Genomic DNA, 19,230 nt, shown 5'->3' with positions numbered 1-19,230 from the left:
TCTTTGCGTCTTTGCGTCTTTGCGTCTTTGCGTTTTTTTCTCTCTTCTCACCCCCTGGCCTCGCCGCGGCAGCCGGCGTTTGACATCCCCCGCCGCGTCGAGCGAAATCGCGGCCATGCGAACTCCGCCGCGCCCCGCAATCTGGGGGTTGCTCCCCCTCCTCCTGGCCGCCTGCGCCTCGCCCACCGGCTCGTCCCCGCCGAGGGCCGCCCCGCCTGCCAAGGCCGCCCCGGCCGGGGCCGCCGCGGCGGTGAAGCAGGCCGCCTCGCCGGACAAGGCGCGCATCGCCGGGCCGGAGGCGAGCCGGATCACGTACGCCCACCTCGGCCGGCAACCGCCGCTCGGAGCGCGGCTGCCCAGGGCGATCCAGTACGCGCCCGGCGGCAAGCTGATCACCTACCTCCAGCGGCAGGCGGACCGGCCGGAGCAGTCTCTCTTCGCCTTTGACACGGCGTCACGCGAGACACGGCAGCTCGTCGCCTCGGGCGACCTGCTGAAGGACGCGAAGCCGCTGTCCCGCGAGGAGGAGCTCCGCCGCGAGCGACAGCGCATGTTCTCCAGGGGGATCACGGCCTATTCGTGGGCGAAGCGGGCAGAGGTCCTGCTCATCCCCTTCGGCGGCGACCTCTTCTTGCGCGACGTGCGCGACCCGAGAGGGGCGATCGCGCGGCTCACCGACACGCCCGAGCCGGAGATCGATCCGAAGGTGTGCGACGGCGGCGAGCGGGTGGTGTTCGTCCGCGGGCGCGAGCTCTTCATGATCGACGTCGCCTCGCGCCGCGAGACGGCGCTGACCAGGGGGGCGCCCGAGGGGGTCTCGCGCGGCCTGAGCGACTTCAACGGTCAGGAGGAGTTCGATGAGCCGAGCGGCTTCTGGATCTCCCCCGGCTGCGACCGGGTGGCTTACCTGGAGGTCGACGAGCGAGAGGTCGAGAAGGTGCCAGTCCTCGGCTTCCGCGACGGCAAGGAAGATCTGATGATGGCGCGTTACCCGCGCGTCGGCGGCAAGAACCCCCGCGTCAGGGCGGGCATCCTCGATCTCGCCACCAGGAAGACGACCTGGCTCACGTGGAAGGGCGGCGATGGCGAAGACGAGCGCTACCTCGGCCGGTTCGCCTGGGCGGAAGACGGCAAGGCGCTCTGGTTCCAGACCCTCTCGCGCGACCAGAAGCGCCTCTCGCTCCTCCGCGCGAGGCCGCGCTCGGGCGAGGCCGCCGAGGTCGTCGTCGAGACCTCGCCGACGTGGGTGGACTTCGCCGACATGCGGCTCCTCGAGCGCTCGCCGAGGTTCCTCTGGTCGACCGCCGAGGGCGGCCACCGCCACCTCGCGCTGCGGGACGCCGGCTCGGGCGCCGAGCTCGCGAGGCTCACCGCGGGCGACTGGGACATCACCTCGCTCCTTCCGCCGGACGAGGAGCGCGGCCTCGCGCGCTTCGTGGCGACGAAGGACGGCCCGACCGAGCGCCACCTCTACACCGTGCCGCTCGCGGGCGGCGAGGTGAAGCGGCTCACGTCCGACCCGGGGATGCACCAGATCACCGTGGATCCGAGGGGGCCGGGGTACGTCGAGCTCCACGCGGCCCTGGATCGCCCGTGGAAAGGGGCGGTGAGGGGCGCGGACAACGCCGAGGTCAGCGCGCTGCCGGCGCCCGTGGACCGCGAGCTCGCGGAGCTCGAGCTGCGCGCCCCCGAGATCGTCGAGGTGCGCGCCGCGAGCGGCGACACGCTCTACGGCGCGCTGCTCGCGCCGCGGAGGATCGAGCCCGGCCGCCGCTATCCGGTCGTGGTGAGCGTGTACGGGGGGCCCGGCGTCCAGGCGGTCTTCAACTCGTGGTCTCCGTGGCTCCTCTGGAATCACCTCGCGGACCGCGGGGTGGTTGTGTTTCAGCTCGACAACCGCGGCTCGGCGAACCGCGGGCGCGCGTTCGAGTCCGCCATTTACGGGCGCCTCGGCGAGGTCGAGCTCGCCGACCAGATCGCGGGCCTCGATTTCCTGAAGACGCTGCCTTACGTCGACGCGGGCCGCGTCGGGATCTACGGCCACAGCTACGGCGGCAGGATGGCGCTGGAGGCGCTCCTCATGGCGCCGGACCGCTTCCACGTGGGCGTCGCGGGATCACCGGTGAGCGACGATCGGCTCTACGACACGGGCTACACGGAGCGGTACATGGGTCTCCTCGACAAGGAGGCCGCGCGGTACGAGGCGACCGATCTCACGAAGCGCGCGGGCAACCTGCGCGGCAAGCTGCTCCTCATGCATGGGCTCATGGATGAGAACGTGCACTTTGCGCACACGGCGAAGATGATCGAGGCGCTGATGGGAGCGGACAAGCGGTTCGACACCCTCGTGTTCCCGGGCGAGCGGCACGGCTACCGGTCGCCGGCCGCGAGCCATTACGCGAACCGCGCCATCGTCGAGTACCTGACAGAGCACCTCTGATCGCTGCGCGCCGCGCCCGGCCGGCGCTCTGCCCGCCTCGCAGGCGCGGCGCGCGGCGGCCTGCGAATCGCATGCGCCCCGGTCGGAGGCATTTTATGAAGAAGCTTGCACAGATGAACAGGGACAAGGCCATCGACCTGCTCAGCGAGCGGCTGACCTTCGAGCGCGCAGGCGTCAAGCTGTACGACTCCATCGTGGAGAAGATCGGCCGCGCGGCCGATCCCCTCCTGATGACCCGGCTTGGTCAGCTCAAGGAGCACCGGGACCAGGAGAAGGAGCACGAGGAGTGGCTCGAGGCGCAGATCCGCGCGCTGGGCGGGGACGCGCACGCCGAGACGGACATGTCGCGGCTCGTCACGGTCGAGTCGCGGGGCATCGAGCAGATCGTGCTCGACGGGGACATGAACCCGACCCACCTCTTCCACGCGCTGCTCACCGCGGAGCTCGTCGACAACTCCGGCTGGCAGCTGCTGCTCGAGCTCGCCGACGAGGCGGACGACACCGAGGCGAGGCAGGCGTTCCGGCGCCGCCTGCACGAGGAAGAAGATCACCTGATCTTCACGCGCAAGGTCGTCGAGCGGCTCACCCGCAAGGAGCTGCTCGGGTCGCCAGGCGAGCTGTTCACGACGTCGCACCCGTGATCCAGTGCCGGACGGCGCGTGTGGCGGAACCAGCGGGCTAGGCTCGCTTCGCGGCGGCGGCCTTGGCGGGCTTCGCAGCGGCCTTGGCGGGCTTCGCAGCGGCCTTGGCGGGCTTCGCAGCGGCCTTGGCGGGCTTCGTGGCAGCCTTGGCGGGCTTCGCAGCGGCGGCCGGCTTCGCCGGCCTTCTGGCCCAGATGTTCTCGATGTAGGCGGTCGCGTCGGGCGTCTTGCAGCTCGTCTCGCCGTGGTCGATCTCGACCTTGCCGATGCGCCGCGCTGCCGTGAGCGCCATGCCGCGCAGCGGCTCGTTCCGCGCGCCGATGCTGATGAGCGCGTTGTTCATCCCCTCGCGGACGCGGTTCCTGGCCCTGTGGATCGACGCCTCGATCGCCGATAGCCGCTCCTCGAACACGCTGTCGGGCAGCGACGGGTCCTCGGTCGCGAGCAGGCCGAGGAGCGTCCAGCCCGCGCGGCCGAGCCACTCGTCCTTCGACGCGGTCCAGCGCGCCATCGCGTCCCGAGCGAACGGGGTCTTCAGCGCGACGCGCTTCATGAGCAGGTCGATGAGCACCGGAGAGCGCAGGCCGTCGAGCCACGCCTCGAGCTTGTCCCAGGTGAAGCGCTCCGGATCGGCGATCGCCACCGCCAGCGTCCTCGCGTCGGCGTTGCCCGTCGCCCAGAGCGCCTCGGCGAGCTCGTGGTCGCGCTTGATCCGCTTCTCCAGCGCGTTCATGTGGGCGAAGCTCACGCCGAAGAGCGGATCGGTCATCCCGTGGCGCCGGTACACCTTGCGGTTCTGCTCGGTGCCGAGCCGCTCCAGCTCGCTCATCACCTCGGCGAGATCCATGGGCCACACCTAGCCCTTCTGGCCATCGTGCGCCATGGCGCGCTCGCGCCGCCGCGCCCTCTGCGGCGCCGCGGTCTCGGTCCGCTCCACGAGCGGCCGCTCACCGCGTCGGCGGCAGGCGCGTCCCGGGGCGCTTCGGGCGGGCGCTCCCTGTCGGCCCGTTCCCCTCGCTGATGCCGAGCAGCGCCCGGCGCACCAGGACGCCCCGCTCCTCGGCCACCCGGACTTTTTCCTCGAAATGGGCCAGCAATTGCGGTTGATTCCGCTCCGCCGCGCGCGCCGCCATCCTGCGCGCCAGCGCCGCGCTGTCCTCGATCGTGCGGAGCGCGATCCACAGCGCCGCGTCGAGCGCCGAAGTCTGCTCGTCCTCCAGGCCGTCCGGAGAGTAGCGATGGCCGACCTTGCACCTGAAATGGAGCATCGCGCCGTCGTCGCTCCGGATCAGGTTCCCGCCGCACCGCGGACAGGTGAAATCGCTCTCGATCGCGTCCACCGTCGCTCCCCCGCCCCCGCCGGCGCCTCCGCGGGAGCTCCGCCAACCTTCTGGTGCACCAGATTCATGAGCAGCGGCGGCAGCCGCGCCAGCGGGACACAGTGGTCCACCGGGACGTTGTCGAGCGCGCTCTGCGGCATCTCCGAGAACAGGGCGTCCTTCGGATCCTGGACCACGGCGATGCCGCCGCGGCGCTTCACGTCCAGGAGCCCGGCCGTTCCGCAGTCGCGCATGCCGGAGAGGATCACGCCGATCACGCGGTCTCCGTACACCTCCGCCGCGGTGCGGAACAAAGGACCCCCAGCCGACGCTCCGATCGTGATGATGTCGTGGTCCGGCACAATGCGCCTCATGGAGAAGAGGGGAAGAGGCGAAGAGGAGAGAAGAAAGACCCGGCCTCGCTCGCAGGCGCCGCCTACGGAGATGGGCCGATCACCCGTGCCATCGTGGAGAGGAGCACGCCCATGCTCGCCGGCTTCTGGATCACCGCCGCCGCCGAGAGCTGCTCGGCCGCTATCCGGAGATCATCGGGCGTCCGCGCCGAGAAGATCACGATGGGCGGCCGCTCCGACAGCCCCTGCAGTCGCTCGATCAGCTCCTCGGTCGTCGCGCCGGCCACCGTCAGATCGAGCAACGCGGCGTCATAGCGCCGCTCCGTCATCGCGGCGATCGCCTGGTCGGCCGTGTCGGCGGACTCGACAGCATAGTCGGCCATCCGCAGCATCTCCCGGAGCATATCGATCGAATCGCTGTCGTCTTCCACCACCAAGATCGTCCCCTTCATGAGCCTGGTCCCTCCTCGCAGCACCGCTCGCCCGGCGGTGCGCGAGCGCAGGAGCGCAGCGTCGATTCAACGCATCGATCGCGTACCTATCGGTTCTCGATCAGGGGCAGCCTGACCGTGAAGGTCGCCCCCTTGCCTTCCGTGCTGCGCACGAAGATCTGGCCGCCGTGCGCCCTGACGATCTCCCTGCAAATAAAGAGCCCGAGGCCCATGCCTCCGCCGGAGGAGTGGCCGGCGCTCTCCACCTGGTAGAAGCTCGAGAACACGTGCGGCAGGCTGGCCGCGGGGATCCCCGGGCCGTAGTCCTCCACGTCGAGCTCGGCGCCCCCGCCGGCGCGCCGCAAGCGCACCTCGACCTGGGGGGTGCCGTTGGCGTGCTTGAAGGCGTTGACGAGCAGGTTCATGAGGACCTGCTCGAGGCGCGCGGCGTCGCCCTTCACCACGAGCGGCTCTGCGGTGTCGGGGGGCAGCGCGACGTGGATCTTCGGCGTCGCCGCGATCGACTGGGCGCTCTCGGCGGTGCTCGCGACCAGAGGGACGAGGTCCACGTCCGCGAGCTGGAAGAGCTCGCCATTCAATTGAAGAGCACGCGGGCTCATGGTCCGCTCCTCGAACGAGCGCTGTTGCGCCTGCGCGGCGTCGACCCCGCGCACCAGGTCGCGCCTCGACTCTGCGGGACAGCGATCCCCTTTATCCCGCCTGGCTCCCCCGGCTCACCCGCTTCCGCTCCGCGCCTCGCGCTCCTCCCGGAGCGCTTCCGGCAGCGCCGACGCCACGGCGGTCCTGCACGCCTCCATCGCGGCGCGGAGCTCCTCGAGCGACGGCCCCGGCGGGTCGAGCGGCGGGTGCACCACGACCCGCACGACGCCGGGCGCGGCGGCATAACGGCCCTTTGGCTGCAGCGCACCCGCGCCGTCGACGGTCACCGGCAGGACGCGCGCGCCCGCGGCCGAGGCGGTCCGGAACGCGCCCGGCCGGAAGGGCAGGAGCCGGCCCGTCGCGCTCCGCGTCCCCTCCGGGAAGAACACCGTCGACCACCGCTGCATCACGTTGCGCCGCGCCTCGCCGAGATCCGCCACGGCGCCGCGGGCGCGCCGCCGGTCGACCGGCGTGTGGCCGTACAGGCGCATGCCCCAGCCGAGCACCGGCACGTGGAACAGCGCGCGCTTCGCCAGGAACCGCATCGGCGTGCGCCCCTGCAGCACGACGAGCAATGCGAGGATGTCGAGCGTGCTCTGGTGGTTCGCCGCGATCACGTAGCGCTCGCCCTGCCGCACGTGCGCCACGCCCTCGGCCTCGACGCGCACCCCGACGAGCCAGAGCGCCCCGCGCGCCCAGACGACCGAGAGGCGGTCGTGCATCCGCTGCCTGGGATCGAAGGGAAAGCAGATCAAGCCGATGGGAAGCAGCACGACGAGGAACAGCATCGCCCAGGCGTGGGCGAGCGCCGTGCGCACGACCTCGACCGCACCGGCCGGCGCCACCGCGGCGCCCGCGTCACGCCCACACGTTGCAGCCGAGGCCACCTGCGCGACGACCGGCGGCCCCTGCTCGCGCAGCCCCGCTTGCTCGGCGTCCCCGGGCGCCCGCTCGGCGCCGTCGTCCTCCGCCGTCACTTGGCGACCGGCGGGGCCTCCGGCCCGTCGAAGCGCGGGACGAAGCCCTCCACCGAGGCCAGCGTCTCCAGCAGCGTGACGTGGCGGAGGCGCGGGATCGCCACGATCGTCGGCCCGCCGAGGTCCTCCTCCGGGACCGCGATCGTCGCCGCCGCCGCGAGCTCCGCCACCGTCGCGCCCACGACCTGCGTCGTGCCGACGCTGCTCGGGTTCGTGCTCCGGACCTCGCGCGGCAGATCGGCCCAGTACACCCGCGGGGGGCCCTGGAACGCCGCCTCGGCCGGGACGCGCGGCCAGAACGTCGGATCCGTCACGCCCAGCTCCTCGACGAGCGCCGCGCGCTCGGCGCGGACGCCGCGCGCAGCCCCGCCGTCGCCCAGCGCGTCGAGCGCCTCGGCGTGACGCTCGAGCGCCGTCACCAGCAGCGTCCGGTTGCCCGACACGCGGATGAGATCGAGCGTCTCCCGGCCGTACGCGGCGAGCTCGCCGGCCTGGCCGGCGTCGTCGGCGAGCAGCGCCCGCGCGTGCATCCGGCCGACCCGGCCGAGGCTCACGGCGTACGCGTCGCCCGTCCCCGCCGAGCCGATCTCGATCGCCCGCTCGTAGGCGGCGAGCGCCTCCGGCAGCAGGCCCTGCACGAAGTACACGTCGCCCAGGTACCCCTCCGCCCAGCCGCGCCCCATGCCGATGCCCAGCACGCCGCTCAGGTTGACCGCGTTCGCGATCAGCACGCGGGCCCGCGTGAGCTGGCCCATGTGGAACTGGTGCCGGCCCGCGTACATCGTCCCCATGTACAGGTAGAGCCCGCTCAGGCCGTGCTCCTCGGCGTACGAGAGCAGCTGCGCTGTCGACCGGACCCCGAGATCCCAGTCGAACCGGCCCTCCGCGAGCACCGCGTGGTAGAACCACGTGCCGAGCAGCCGCACCGGGTCGCGCAGGCGCTCGGCGAGGCGCGCGGCGTCCGCGGCGTTCTGCTCGGCCTCGGCGTAGAAGCCGGACTGGCTCAGCGCGACGCAGAGGATGCCGCGCGAGTGGCAGAGCTCGACGTACTCGCCCGCCGCCTCCGCGAGCTCGCACCCGCGGCGGAGCGGCTCGGTCGCCGGGCCCACCTTGCCGGCCGCGCACAGCGCGCGCCCGAGGATGTTCGCCGGCAGGCACTGGTACGGGCGCAGCTCCGGGCTCGCGCCGATCGCCTCGAGCGCCCTGCGGCTGTGCGCCACCGCGTCGGCGAACTCGCCCCGCACGTAGTGCACGCGCGACAGCGCGCTGGAGAGGGCCGCCGTGACGAGCGGCGTCTCCGGCAGCGCCCCCTGCGTGCGGCGCAGCAGATCGAGCGGCTCCGCCGTGCTGCCGAGCAGGCACGCCACGCGCGCGAGCTCGTGCGCGCAGCGGGCCCTGAGCTCGATCCGCGCCGGGTCGAGCGGCAGCCGCTCGAGCAGCGCGAGCGCCTGCTTCAGCCGGCGGCTGGCGCCGTGCGGATCCTGGAGCCGATCGGCCTCGCTCGCCGCGAGCAGGTACGTCGACGCGGCGCGGTCGAGCTCGCCGGCGCGCTCGACGTGGTGCGCGAGCGTCCCCGGATCGCCGCCGCGCAGCTCGATGCGCCGCGCGATGCGCCCGTGGTAGTCGGGGCGCTCGTCGGGCGGCACGCGGGCGGCGAGCTGCTCGCGCGCCGCGTCGTGCGAGAACGACGCGAGGCCTCCGTCCTCACCGAGGCAGACGTAGTGCGCCGCGGCGTTGCGCAGGGCGCTGTCGACCTCCGCCGGATCGAAGAGCCCGAGCTCGACCAGATCGTCGCGCAGGAACTGGCGGCCGATGAGCGCGGCGACGCCGAGGACCTGGACCGTCGTGGCATCGAGCGCGTCGATGCTGCGCGAGAGGACGTCCGAGACCGACGCGGGCGCGAGGTAGTGCGCGTCGGCGCGGGAGATCTCGAGCGCGCCGCTCCGGCTGCGCTGCAGGAAGCCCTCGGTCTCCATGTTGCGGACGACCTGGATGTTGAAGAGCGGGTTGCCCGCGGCGAGCAGCGGGACGCGGCGCACGAGCTCCTGGACGAGGTCGTCCCCCGCGCCGCGGCCGAGCGCGGAGAGGAGCGCCCGGTTCGCCTCGGGCCGGAGCGGGCCGAGGTCGAGGCGCTCGACGTCCTTCCACGCGAGCCACCCCGCCGTGCGCGGCGTCATCGGCGACGAGCCCGGGCCGCGCAGCGCGGACGAGCCGGGCGGAGGCAGCGACGAGCCGGGCGGAGGCAGCGACGAGCCGCGAGCGAAGGGCGGCCGCGCCGTGCCGAGCAGCAGCACCGGCATCTCGCCGAGCTGATCCGAGAGGCGCAGCAGCACCTCCTGCGTCGCCTCGTCGGCCCAGTGCACGTCCTCGATCGCGAGGACGACCGGGATCTCCTCGGAGATCGCGCCGAGCAGCCGCAGGATCAGCTCGGCGATCCAGCGCGTTCCGCCCGGGCCGATGGCGCCGCCCTCGTCGGCGAGCCCGACCGCGCGCGTCAGCTCCGGCACGAGCCCCCGGAGGAGGGCGGCGTCGTCGGCGATCACGAGGCTCACCAGCCGGCGGATGCGCGCCGCCCGGCTGTCGCCGTGCCGCTCCAGCCAGAGCGCGATCTGCGTCAGCGCCTCGCGGATCGCGGAGTAGGGCACGAGCCCGGAGAGCTCCCTGCACCGGCCGTACGCGACGATGGCCGTGCCCGCCTGCTCGGCGCTCCGGAGCAGCTCGGCGACGAGGCGGCTCTTGCCGACGCCCGTGTCGCCGACCACCACGGCCGGCCGCGGCTCGCCGCGCACCGCGCCCTGGACGAGCTCGATGAGCCGCCCGAGCTCCTGCTCGCGGCCGACGAAGGGCGCGTCGTGCGCGTCGTCGAAGGTCTCCGGCGCGGCGGCGTCGCGCCCGTGCGCTTCGTCCTCGGCCCCGGCCGGGGGCTGCGAGGTGCCGTGGAGCGTGACGTAGTAGAGCTCCTTGAGACGAGCGCAGAGCCGGGCCGCGCTGGAGAAGCGCCGCGCCGGGTCGCGCTCCAGGAGCTCCTCGACGAGCGCGACGACCGGCGCCGGCGTCTCGGGCGCCGCGTGGGCGAGCGGCACGAGCGTGCCGTAGACCTTCTGGTTGATGACGCTGTTGACGGTGCCGTCCGAGAACGGGAGTCGGCCGGCGAGCAGCTCGTAGAGCATGACGCCGACCGCGTAGAGGTCCATCCGGGGGCTCGGGCGCCCGAGCGCGCCCCGCTTCAGGCACTCGGGCGCCAGGTACGCGATGGTGCCCGCGTTGACGCGGGCGTGCTCGGGCTGGAAGCTCACGGTGAGCGTCGCCAGGCCGAAATCGAGGATCTTGAGCCGGGGCTCGTACGGATCGGTGAGGACGATGTTGCTCGGCTTGAGGTCGAGGTGGAGGACGTTGAGCGCGTGGCAGTGCGCGAGCGCCTCGGCCACGCGGCGCGCGATGCGCAGGGCCTCGATCGTGTCGAGCGAGCCCATCCGTGCGAGGTACCGGTCGAGCGTCTCGCCCTGCACGAGCTCCATCGCGAGGTAGAGGCCCACGCCGTCCAGGACGCCGTACGAGGAGAGCTTGACGAGCGAGGGGTGGCGCAGGCGGAGCAGCGCCTCGATCTCGTTCTGCTGTGCGAAGAGCTGCCCGGCGTTCTGGGCGCTCACGTCCTTGAAGATCTTGATGGCGGCGTCGTTGCCGGCCCCGTCGCGGCCGCGGAACACGGCGCCGAAGCCGCCCTCGCCGAGGCGATCGTCGATCGTGTACTCGCCGATCCTGGCGCCTCGCTCGATCAAGGGATCGCCGACCATCGCTCCTGCCCTTCCGAGTACCCCGTCATCGTTCGCCGACGCACCATGATACTCCGGACGAGCGCCGCGACAGCGCGCAATGGCCTGGCCGCCTCCCGGAGGCACGCCGCTTTGACGGCTTGCCGCATCGCGGCTGTCTGGCCAAGAAACCTGCCTGCAACGTTGGGCGGCGCATCCGGCGCCGATCTCGACCATCGCGCGCCGCGCGCCGCGCGACCGGAAAGGTGAGCTCGCATCCAGATCTGCGCCGCGAGCCCGGATTCGGCGCCTGAAATGACGACGGCGGCAGCCCCCGGGAGGGGACCGCCGCCGCGTCCGCGCTCAGGCCGCGCCGGGGATCAGGTCCCGCCGCTGGCCGAACCGCTCGCCGAGCCGCTGACGCTCGCGCTCGCCTTGATGTTGACGTCGATCGAGGCCGTCGCGCTGGCCGACGCGTCGACCGCGGCCGCGACGCAGGCGACCGCCTTGCCGCCGGCCTTGAGCGCCACGTCCTTCACCTCGACGCCCGCCTTGCCGACGCCGGACACGGCCGCCGCCAGCTTCTTGCCGGAGCCGAGCTGCACCTTGGCGATCGCCGGGAGCGACGTCCGGAGCGCGGCGACGAGCTTCTGCGCGTCGGCGTTCACCTTGCCGCTCGCCACGATGCGGACGTTCGGCGCATCGCACTTCGCCTCGCCCGCGGTCTTCGCCGTGCACTGCATCTGGCAGCTCGGGTCGACGCTCGGGGGCTTGAACTCGCCCGAGCACTTCGGCTCCTTGATCTCGGCGCTGCAGCCGCCCGAGCAGGAGCCCGAGCACTTCGCCGCGGCCTTGACCTCGCAGGAGCCGGAGCAGCTGCCCTCGCAGGTGCCCGAGCAGGAGCCCTCGGCCTTGGCGTCGCACTTGCCCTCGCAGGTGCCGGCGCACGCCGCGCCCTTCGAGTCCTTGCCGTCGCACTTGCCGTCGCACTTGCCGCCGCAGGTGCCCTTGAAGCCGACGTCGCACTTGCCCGAGCAGCTCGCGTTGCAGGTGCCGGTGCACGCCGCGCCGGCCTCGACGCTGCACTTGCCCTTGCACTCGGCGTCGCACTTGCCGCTGATCTCGCCGCCCTCACAGCTCGCCTCGAGCTTGCCGGGCTGCACCGGCGACCCGCAGTCGCCGAGGCACTTCTGCATCGCGGTGATGTCGGCGTAGCACTTCGGCGGATCGATCTGGACGGTGATCTTCGCCTCGGCGTTCGCCTTCACCGCGGCGTTCACCTTGGCCGAGACCGCGCCGCAGACCTTCTCGGCGCCCTTGCCGCCGCCTGCGTCGGCCTTGAGCTCCGCCTCGCTCATGCCGAGGTCCTTGCCGAGCTTGCCGCACGAGGCGATGAGGTCCGCCTCCATGGCGACGGTGAGCTTGTCGAGCGACGCAGCCGCCTCGAGGAAGCCCTTGATCTTGCCCTCGACCTCGGCACCGCCGTCGAACTTCAGGTTCGCGATGCCGCCGTTCTTCATCTCGTCGCAGCCGCCAGCGGCCGACGCCAGGTCACCGGCGGGGCCGGGAAGGCTGTCCGCGCCAGGGATCCCCTTACCGCCGCAGTTCACGAGGAGAGGCGAAGCCAGGCCGAGAAGGGCCACGGGCATCGCAAACAACTTCCATCGATTGACGCTCATCTCAGAATCCCTCCGGCACCTCGATCGGTACCCCATGGAGCGCGGACCCTACACCAGCAGCCGCGACCTTGAAAGCTGGGACAGCCGCGATCTTGCGCGACGGTCACTCGTAATGGCGAGCAGCCCCGCACCGCGGGCTCCAGCGACGGACGGCCCTCATTGCCCCAAGTCAGGATGGCTGTAAAGAATCAAGCTGAGCTCATCGCGCGGGGACGGCGGTCTGCATCGCAGGTGGCGCGAGGCGTTTCACATATATATCTCGCCCGAGGGGCTTCCCATGGCGCGCGCGGCATCTCGCCCGCGGCGTCTCACGCGCGGCGCGCCGCGCTTCGAGCGCCCCGTCCCTCGCCCGCCGCGCCCTCTCGGGCGCCGCTCACTCGTCGTCCTCGTCGAAGGGGAGGTTCAGCTGAGCGAGCGGGCGCGCGCCCACCGTGGGCCCGCCCTGCTTCTTGAAGAGCAGCTGCTCGCGCGCGATGTCGGCCTCGATGAGGTCCTGGTTGTCGTACGCGAACGCGAGCGCGTCGAGAACGCGCGCGGGCCCGAGGTTCGGGTACCGCTTGAGCAGCGTCTCCACCGACGCGCCGCCGCGGTGCCACGCCCAGAGCCGCCGGACCGGGACGCGCGACCCGAGGACGTGGGGGCTCCCGGCGAGCACCTGGCTATCGCTTCGCACGTGGGGGTGGGGGACGCGGATTCGCGGGAGCACCGGCGCGGCCATCGCGCGGAGCAGCCTAGTACCGGTCGCGATCGGATGGAAGGGCGCCGCGAGCCGGCGAGCACGCTCGGCGCGGGCGCCGGGCTGTGCGGGCACACTCGGCGGGCGCGCTCCGCCGGCACGCCCGCGCGAGGTCGTCGTCGCGGTCGTCGCGCTCGTCGCGCTCGTCGCGGTCGTCGCGCTCGTCGCGCGACCTCCGGCATCGTTCTCGCATCGTTCCGCGCCCGCGCGTGCGATCCGGACTACCCTACGCCGCGGAGGCGCGCGAGCATCGTGCCCGTCGTCGTCACCGACCGGAGCTCACCCACCATGACCCAAGCCGAGAAGAACCCGCTTCGCGAAGGGATGCCCGAGGAGCGCACCGCCTCGCCGGCCGCGCTCGTCATCTTTGGCGCCTCGGGCGACCTGACGCGGCGCAAGCTGCTGCCCGCGGTCTACAACCTGACGCTCAGCCGGCTCCTCACCGGCGGCTTCGCCGTCGTCGGCGTGGCGCGGCGCCCGAAGCCGGATTTCGCGAAGGAGATGCGCGAGGCCGTCGGGAAGTACTCGCGGCGCCCGCTCGAGGAGGCGACCTGGAGCGAGCTCGAGAAGGGCATCAGCTACGTCCAGGGGGCGTTCGACGAGGCCGAGACGTACACCCGGCTCGCCGCGGAGCTCGAGCGGCTCGACGCCGAGCGCGGCACCCGAAAGAACCGGGTTTTCTACCTGGCCGTCGCCCCCGACCAGTTCGCGCCCATCGTGCGCGGCCTGCGCGCGGCGAACCTCGTCGCGCCGCCGTCGCACGAGAAGGACGCGCCGTTCCAGCACGTCGTCGTCGAGAAGCCGTTCGGCGAGGACCTGGAGAGCGCCCGCGCCCTCAACCGCGACCTGCTCGCCCACCTCGCGGAGTCGCAGATCTACCGGATCGACCACTACCTCGGGAAGGAGACCGTCCAGAACCTCCTCGTCCTGCGGTTCGGCAACACGATCTTCGAGCCGCTCTGGTCGCGCCAGCACGTCGATCACGTGCAGATCACCGTGGCCGAGGAGATCGGCGTCGAGGGACGCGGCAAGTTCTACGAGAAGGTCGGCATCACGCGGGACATCGTGCAGAACCACGCGCTCCAGCTGCTCACGCTGGTCGCGATGGAGCCGCCGTCGTCGTGGGACGCGGACGCGGTGCGCGACGAGAAGGTGAAGGTGCTCCGCACGCTCCGGCCGATCGCGGGCCCGGACGCGCTGTCGTCGACGGTGCGCGGGCAGTATGCGCCCGGCATGGTGCGCGGCGAGAAGGTGCCCGGCTACACGGAGGAGCCGGACGTCGCGAAGGACTCGACGACGGAGACCTACGTCGCGATGAAGCTCCACCTGGACAGCTGGCGCTGGGGCGGGGTGCCGTTCTACCTGCGCGCCGGCAAGCGGCTGGCGAAGCGGGTGGCCGAGGTGGTGCTGCACTTCAAGCCGCTCCCGCACGGCCTGTTCAAGGGCGCCCCCGGCGCGACCGAGGAGCCGAACGCGCTCGTGATGCGCCTCCAGCCCGACGAGGGCATCTCGCTCCGCTTCGCGGCGAAGATCCCGGGCGGCGGCATCGCGATCCGCGGCGTCACGATGGATTTCCGGTACGGCGCCGCGTTCGGCTCCAGCACGCCCGAGGCGTACGAGCGGCTCCTGCTCGACGCGTTGCGCGGCGACGCCACGCTCTTCACGCGCGCCGACGAGGTCGAGGCGCAGTGGGGCTTCGTCGATCCGATCTTCGAGGGGTGGCGGACGCAGAGCGCGCCGATCGCGCGCTACGCCGCGGGCAGCTGGGGCCCGCCGGAGGCCGACGCCCTCGTCGAGCCGTCGTCTTCTGACGATGCGCACGTGCGCGCGGTGTGCGGGGCGGGCGACGGGGGGAAGGCCCCGGAGCGGGCGTGGAGGCGGCCGTGAGCGCGGTCGCCGAGATCATCAAGCGGGTCGAGTCGGAGCTCGCCGAGTTCTGGTCGGCGCCGGACGAGTCGCGGGCGGAGCCGGCCCCGAAGACGCGCGCGTCGACGATGAACTTCGTCGCGGTGGGCAGCCGCGCCGAGGTCGAGCGCCTGAAGGAGCAGGCCGAGGATCTCGCCGAGACCCACGCGGGGCGCACCCTGCTCATCACGCTCGACGACCGGCTCGACCCGCTGAGCGTCCAGGCCGACTGGTCGGCCACGTGCCGCCGCGCCGGCGAGGTGCCGATCTGCTACGACCGCGTGGAGCTCACGTTCGGGGTGGCCGCGGCCGAGCGCGTCGCTTCGGTCGTGAGCGCGCTCACGATCTCTGACGTGGCCGTGATCGTCGAGCTCGCGCCTGGCGCGCCGAACGTGCTCGGCGACGCGCTCGCGCCGATCTGCGATCGGCTGGTGTTCGACTCGGCCGAGACGTGCATCGAGCGCATCGCGGAGGTCGCGCGCGGGACGAGGGCGCCGCTCGCGGACCGGGCGTTCGTGCGGACGTTCTCGTTCCGCGAGCTCGTGGCCCGGTTCTTCGACGACATGCCGGAGGCGTGCCGGGCGATCCGGCGGGTGGAGATCGCGCGCAGCGCGGGGGCGAAGCCGGATCCGGCGGCGCTGTTCCTCGGCTGGATGGGCTCGCGGCTCGGCTGGACGTTCGAGTCGCGGGGGCCCACGCAGCCCGGCGGCGGCGTGGTCGGCCGCGCCCGCGGCGCGGACGGGGCGCCGATCGAGATCGCGCTCATCGACGGGCCGCCGGCGGACGCGCAGGCGTGGCGGCGGCTCGACGGCGTGCGCCTGTGGACGTCGCTGCGCGGCGAGCCGCTGACGCTCGGCTGCGTGCGGCTCGACAAGGTGCCCGGCACGGTGCGGTGGACCCTGGAGGGGGCGCGGTCGGCAGAGCACCTGCACCCGCTCGGCTACCGGGACGAGACATGGGTGCTGGCGAAGACGATCGACTCGCTGGAGGGCGATCGGCTGCTGCGCGAGGCGGTGCTCGCCGCGGCGAAGTGGAGCGCCCTTTGACGGGGGCCGACAGGAGGACCGAGATGAACGGTGGTGAGGAGACCCTCGTCGCGGCGGACGCGGCGGAGCTCTCGCGGCTCGGGGCGGAGCTCATCGCGCGCGCCATCGCGGCGGCGGTCGACGCGCGCGGCGTCGCGCGCGTCGCGCTGTCGGGCGGGAGCACGCCCTCGGAGGCGTACCAGCGGCTCGCGGCGCTCTCGCTCCCGTGGGCGCAGACCGAGTGGTTCTGGGTGGACGAGCGCGCGGTCGCGCCCGATCACCCCCGCTCGAACTACGGCGCAGCGCGCCGGGATCTGGCGGCGGCCCCCATCCCGGAGGAGCGCTTCTTCCGCATGGAGGGCGAGTCGCCGGACCTCGCCGGGGCCGCGGCGCGGTACGAGCGGCTCCTGCGGGCGCGGTTCGGGGTCGCGTCGGCGGTCTCCTTCGACGTGATGACGCTCGGGATCGGCGACGACGCGCACACGGCCTCGCTGTTCCCCGGGAAGGGGGCGGCGGGCATCGAGGACCGCCTGGTCGCCGCGATCCCGGCGCAGCCGGACAAGGGGCTGGAGCCGCGGCTCACGCTGACGGCGCCGGTGATCCAGGAGGCGCGGCTGAAGCTGCTCCTCGCCCGCGGGGCGGGCAAGCGCGGGGTCGTGGCGCAGGCGAAGCGGCCCGGCCCGGCCGACGAGGTGCCGGCGCGGGTCGTGCGCGGCGGGCCCGGGCAGCTCGTCTGGCTGCTCGACGCCGCCGCCGCGCAGGCCGGGTGAACGTCACGTCACGACGGGGATCGCGCACTGCTCGCGCAAGAACTCGGCGAGCGCCTCGGTCTTCATGAAGCCGCGGTCGCTCCCGTCACGCAGCCGGACGGTGGCGCCCTTCGCCTCGACCTCCTTGTCCCCGATGACGAGCATATGCGGGATCTTCTCGACCTGCGCTTCGCGGATCTTCGCGCCGAGCTTCTCCGAGCTCCGGACGAAGCTCGCCCGGATGCCGTGAGCGCGCAGCGCCTGGGTGACCTGCTCGGCGTGGTCGTTGTGCTTGTCCGACACCGTGACGACGCGCGCCTGCTCCGGTGAGAGCCACGCCGGCAGGGCGCCCGCGTGGTGCTCCAGGAGCACGCCGATGAACCGCTCGATCGAGCCGAGGAGCGCCCGGTGGAGCATGATCGGCTGCTCGAGCTCTCCCTTGGCGTTCACGAACCCGAGGGTGAAGCGCTCGGGGTTGTTGAAGTCGTACTGGAGCGTCGAGCACTGCCACCTGCGGTCGAGCGCATCGACCAGCTTGATATCGATCTTCGGCCCGTAGAACGCTCCGCCGCCCGGGTCCACCGTGTACTCGAGGCCGAGGGCCTTTAGGGCCCCCGCGAGGGTGCTTTCGGCCTTGGCCCAGTCCTCCAGCCCGCCGACGTACTTCTCCGGTCGTGTCGAGAGGTTGATGTCGAACTGCTCGAACCCGAACGTGCGGAGCATCTTCAGGATGAAGCGGAGCACGCGGTGGATCTCCTGCTCGACCTGGTCCGCGCGGCAGAACAGGTGCGCGTCGTCCTGGGTGAACCCCCGCACGCGCATCAGGCCGTGCATGACGCCCGCGGCCTCGTACCGGTACACGGTCCCGAGCTCCGCGAGGCGCATCGGGAACTCGCGGTAGCTCCGCGTCCGGCTCTTGACCATGAGGATGTGAAACGGGCAATTCATCGGCTTGCAGCAGTAATCGTGGCCGTCGACCGACATGGGGGAGAACATCCCCTCCCGGTAGAAGTCCCAGTGGCCCGAGGTCTTCCACAGGTCCGCCTTGGCGATGTGCGGCGAGTAGACGATGTCGTAGCCCTCCTCGAGGTGCATCTTGCGCCACTGGTCCTCGATGATGGTGCGCAGGAGCCCGCCCTTCGGGAGCCACATGACGAGGCCGGCCCCGATCTCCTCGACGAAGTGCGGCTCGAAGTGCACCTCGACGTCGGCGTCCTTCCGGGCGCTCACCGCGGCCCTGAAGGCGCTCTTCGACTCCTGCGCCGCCGCGCCGCGGAGCCGGACCTGCAGGCGCGGGCGCGCCTCGTCGCCGCCGCCCGCGCCGCCCGGAGGCGCCTTCGGCGCCTCGCCGAACTTCACCGTTCGCCGGAGGGTCCGCCCGGGGAACGCCGAGGCCGCGGCGCCGAGGGTGTGCTCCACGAGCGCGCGGTCGAGGGGCGCCTCCGCGTCCACGCCGACGTAGAGGTCGATCTCGTCCTTCTCGGAGTACGCGTGGGTGTCGTAGCGCTCGGAGACGAGGTAGAGCTCGAGATCCCGCCCGAGCGTCCTGTGGTCGCGCTTCTTCGCCTCCTCCAGGCGGCGCACGTACTTGTCGAGGTCGTCCTTGTTGGGGAAGGCCACGCCGCGCACGCGCTGGAGCGACTGCTTCGTGGCGTCGGCGCGCCAGTAGGCCGCCGAGGACGACGTGATCTTGAACCCCTTGATGAACCCCGCGTGGGGCAGGTGCGGGCCGCGGCAGATATCCACGAACTCGCCGCAGCGGTAGATCGACACGCTGTCATCGGGGATCCAGGACAGGATCTCCGTCTTGTATTCGTTCTTCTGCCCGTACCCCTCGAAGACGTCCAGCGCGTTGTTCTTGGCGACGAGCTGCCACTCGAACTTGATCTTCTCCGCGATGAGCTTCTTCACCTCGGCCTCGATCAGCTCGAGGTCGGAAGGGGTGAAGGTCCGGCCGGCAACGTCGAAGTCGTAATAGAACTCGTCACCATGGCTCTTCGGGCCCATCGTGACCTTGGCGCCCGGGAACAGCCGCAGCACGGCCGTCGCCATGAGGTGCTCGGCCGAGTGGTTGATCGTGTCCCTGCCCTCGGGCGTATCGGCCTTCAGCAACTCCAGCTTCGCGCCGTCCCGGAGGGGCACGCGGAGGTCCTGGATCTCCCCGTCGACGCGCGCGACGACGACGACCTCGGCGAGCCTCGGCGAGATGGCCCGGGCGGCGTCGAACGCCGTGTTGCCATCCTCGAGCGCGAGGACCTTCCCATCAGGTAGAACGACCGAAGTTGCCATGACGTGACCTTCTTTTCTCTTTCCCCCGACTGTACGAGCGTCAGGTGTGTCGGTCTTAAAGCACCATGGCACCAACGTGTCAACGCCGCGAGGCCGCGCGCGGCCGCTCGATTCAAGCTTCAAGCCAGAGGCCAAGCCTGGGGCCAAGCGTGAGGCCGAGCGCGAGGAGCTCGTCCGCTCCTGCTCGGAGCCTGCCTGCCACGAGGCGGCGCCGCGCGATATGGCCTCTCGTCACCTCGGGGCGAACTGGCGCTCATCCGCCATGGACCGCCGG

General features: G+C 72.1%; 14 protein-coding genes and 1 pseudogene. 5 read left to right on the top strand and 10 right to left on the bottom strand.

Annotated elements, in window-relative coordinates; all coding sequences use genetic code 11:
- The first annotated feature begins 115 nt into the window (after window positions 1-115).
- On the top strand, window positions 116-2,440 hold the full coding sequence (locus WME82_RS23845; RefSeq protein WP_438044675.1) for an alpha/beta fold hydrolase: 2,325 nt from the start codon (window positions 116-118) through the stop codon (window positions 2,438-2,440).
- Between the two features lie 95 nt (window positions 2,441-2,535).
- Window positions 2,536-3,081, top strand: a complete 546-nt coding sequence (locus WME82_RS23840; protein WP_437747792.1) for a DUF892 family protein — start codon at window positions 2,536-2,538, stop codon at window positions 3,079-3,081.
- 172 nt (window positions 3,082-3,253) lie between these two features.
- Here the strand turns inward: WME82_RS23840 and WME82_RS23835 are convergent.
- From WME82_RS23835 to WME82_RS23795, 9 genes and pseudogenes are all read right to left on the bottom strand, one after another.
- A pseudogene (locus tag WME82_RS23835) lies at window positions 3,254-3,928 on the bottom strand (DNA alkylation repair protein); the annotation flags it as partial.
- A gap of 100 nt (window positions 3,929-4,028) precedes the next feature.
- Window positions 4,029-4,421, bottom strand: coding sequence for a hypothetical protein (locus WME82_RS23830; RefSeq protein ID WP_438044674.1), 393 nt, complete (start codon window positions 4,419-4,421; stop codon window positions 4,029-4,031).
- Window positions 4,370-4,678, bottom strand: coding sequence for a chemotaxis protein CheB (locus WME82_RS23825; protein WP_438044673.1), 309 nt, complete (start codon window positions 4,676-4,678; stop codon window positions 4,370-4,372). The genes WME82_RS23830 and WME82_RS23825 overlap by 52 nt, the downstream gene beginning before the upstream one ends.
- A gap of 158 nt (window positions 4,679-4,836) precedes the next feature.
- The gene (locus WME82_RS23820; protein ID WP_438044672.1) at window positions 4,837-5,205 is read right to left on the bottom strand and encodes a response regulator; all 369 of its coding nucleotides are present in this window, start codon (window positions 5,203-5,205) and stop codon (window positions 4,837-4,839) included.
- A gap of 86 nt (window positions 5,206-5,291) precedes the next feature.
- On the bottom strand, window positions 5,292-5,804 hold the full coding sequence (locus WME82_RS23815; protein ID WP_438044671.1) for a sensor histidine kinase: 513 nt from the start codon (window positions 5,802-5,804) through the stop codon (window positions 5,292-5,294).
- 114 nt (window positions 5,805-5,918) lie between these two features.
- The gene (locus tag WME82_RS23810) at window positions 5,919-6,821 is read right to left on the bottom strand and encodes a lysophospholipid acyltransferase family protein (RefSeq protein ID WP_438044670.1); all 903 of its coding nucleotides are present in this window, start codon (window positions 6,819-6,821) and stop codon (window positions 5,919-5,921) included.
- The gene (locus WME82_RS23805) at window positions 6,818-10,615 is read right to left on the bottom strand and encodes a serine/threonine-protein kinase (protein WP_438044669.1); all 3,798 of its coding nucleotides are present in this window, start codon (window positions 10,613-10,615) and stop codon (window positions 6,818-6,820) included. The genes WME82_RS23810 and WME82_RS23805 overlap by 4 nt, the downstream gene beginning before the upstream one ends.
- 338 nt (window positions 10,616-10,953) lie before the next feature.
- Entirely contained in the window at window positions 10,954-12,252 is a 1,299-nt protein-coding gene (locus tag WME82_RS23800) for a hypothetical protein (protein WP_437917233.1), read from the bottom strand.
- A gap of 373 nt (window positions 12,253-12,625) precedes the next feature.
- A complete protein-coding gene (locus WME82_RS23795; RefSeq protein ID WP_438044668.1) occupies window positions 12,626-13,063 on the bottom strand; it encodes a DUF433 domain-containing protein in 438 nt (145 codons plus the stop codon).
- A 213-nt stretch (window positions 13,064-13,276) separates the two neighbouring features.
- Between WME82_RS23795 and zwf the strand changes: the two genes are divergently transcribed.
- The 3 genes from zwf to pgl are packed head-to-tail and all read left to right on the top strand — an operon-like array spanning window position 13,277 to window position 16,688.
- Window positions 13,277-14,875, top strand: a complete 1,599-nt coding sequence (gene zwf / locus WME82_RS23790; protein ID WP_438044667.1) for a glucose-6-phosphate dehydrogenase — start codon at window positions 13,277-13,279, stop codon at window positions 14,873-14,875.
- Window positions 14,872-15,939, top strand: coding sequence for a glucose-6-phosphate dehydrogenase assembly protein OpcA (locus WME82_RS23785; RefSeq protein ID WP_438044666.1), 1,068 nt, complete (start codon window positions 14,872-14,874; stop codon window positions 15,937-15,939). The genes zwf and WME82_RS23785 overlap by 4 nt, the downstream gene beginning before the upstream one ends.
- Before the next feature lie 23 nt (window positions 15,940-15,962).
- Window positions 15,963-16,688 (top strand): 6-phosphogluconolactonase, encoded by a 726-nt coding sequence (gene pgl, locus WME82_RS23780; protein WP_438044665.1) that lies wholly within the window; start codon window positions 15,963-15,965, stop codon window positions 16,686-16,688.
- Window positions 16,689-16,691: 3 nt separating this feature from the next.
- Here pgl and thrS read toward each other — a convergent pair whose 3' ends face one another.
- Complete coding sequence (gene thrS, locus WME82_RS23775; RefSeq protein WP_438044664.1) at window positions 16,692-18,956, bottom strand: threonine--tRNA ligase; 2,265 nt, start codon at window positions 18,954-18,956, stop codon at window positions 16,692-16,694.
- Window positions 18,957-19,230 lie beyond the last annotated feature (274 nt).

Origin of the sequence: Sorangium sp. So ce128, assembly GCF_051525245.1 — a bacterium.
Lineage (GTDB): Bacteria > Myxococcota_A > Polyangia > Polyangiales > Polyangiaceae > Sorangium > Sorangium cellulosum_B.
The sequence above is the reverse complement of the archived record's forward strand: the minus strand, read 5'-3'. Positions and strand labels throughout refer to the sequence as shown.

Excerpts from the sequence above, each read along its gene's own strand:
- WME82_RS23845 (WP_438044675.1), top strand. The coding sequence starts at position 116 with ATGCGAACTCCGCCGCGCCCCGCAATCTGGGGGTTGCTCCCCCTCCTC.
- WME82_RS23840 (WP_437747792.1), top strand. The coding sequence starts at position 2,536 with ATGAAGAAGCTTGCACAGATGAACAGGGACAAGGCCATCGACCTGCTC.
- WME82_RS23820 (WP_438044672.1), bottom strand. The coding sequence starts at position 5,205 with ATGAAGGGGACGATCTTGGTGGTGGAAGACGACAGCGATTCGATCGAT.
- WME82_RS23815 (WP_438044671.1), bottom strand. The coding sequence starts at position 5,804 with ATGAGCCCGCGTGCTCTTCAATTGAATGGCGAGCTCTTCCAGCTCGCG.
- WME82_RS23805 (WP_438044669.1), bottom strand. The coding sequence starts at position 10,615 with ATGGTCGGCGATCCCTTGATCGAGCGAGGCGCCAGGATCGGCGAGTAC.
- WME82_RS23800 (WP_437917233.1), bottom strand. The coding sequence starts at position 12,252 with ATGAGCGTCAATCGATGGAAGTTGTTTGCGATGCCCGTGGCCCTTCTC.
- zwf (WP_438044667.1), top strand. The coding sequence starts at position 13,277 with ATGACCCAAGCCGAGAAGAACCCGCTTCGCGAAGGGATGCCCGAGGAG.
- pgl (WP_438044665.1), top strand. The coding sequence starts at position 15,963 with ATGAACGGTGGTGAGGAGACCCTCGTCGCGGCGGACGCGGCGGAGCTC.
- thrS (WP_438044664.1), bottom strand. The coding sequence starts at position 18,956 with ATGGCAACTTCGGTCGTTCTACCTGATGGGAAGGTCCTCGCGCTCGAG.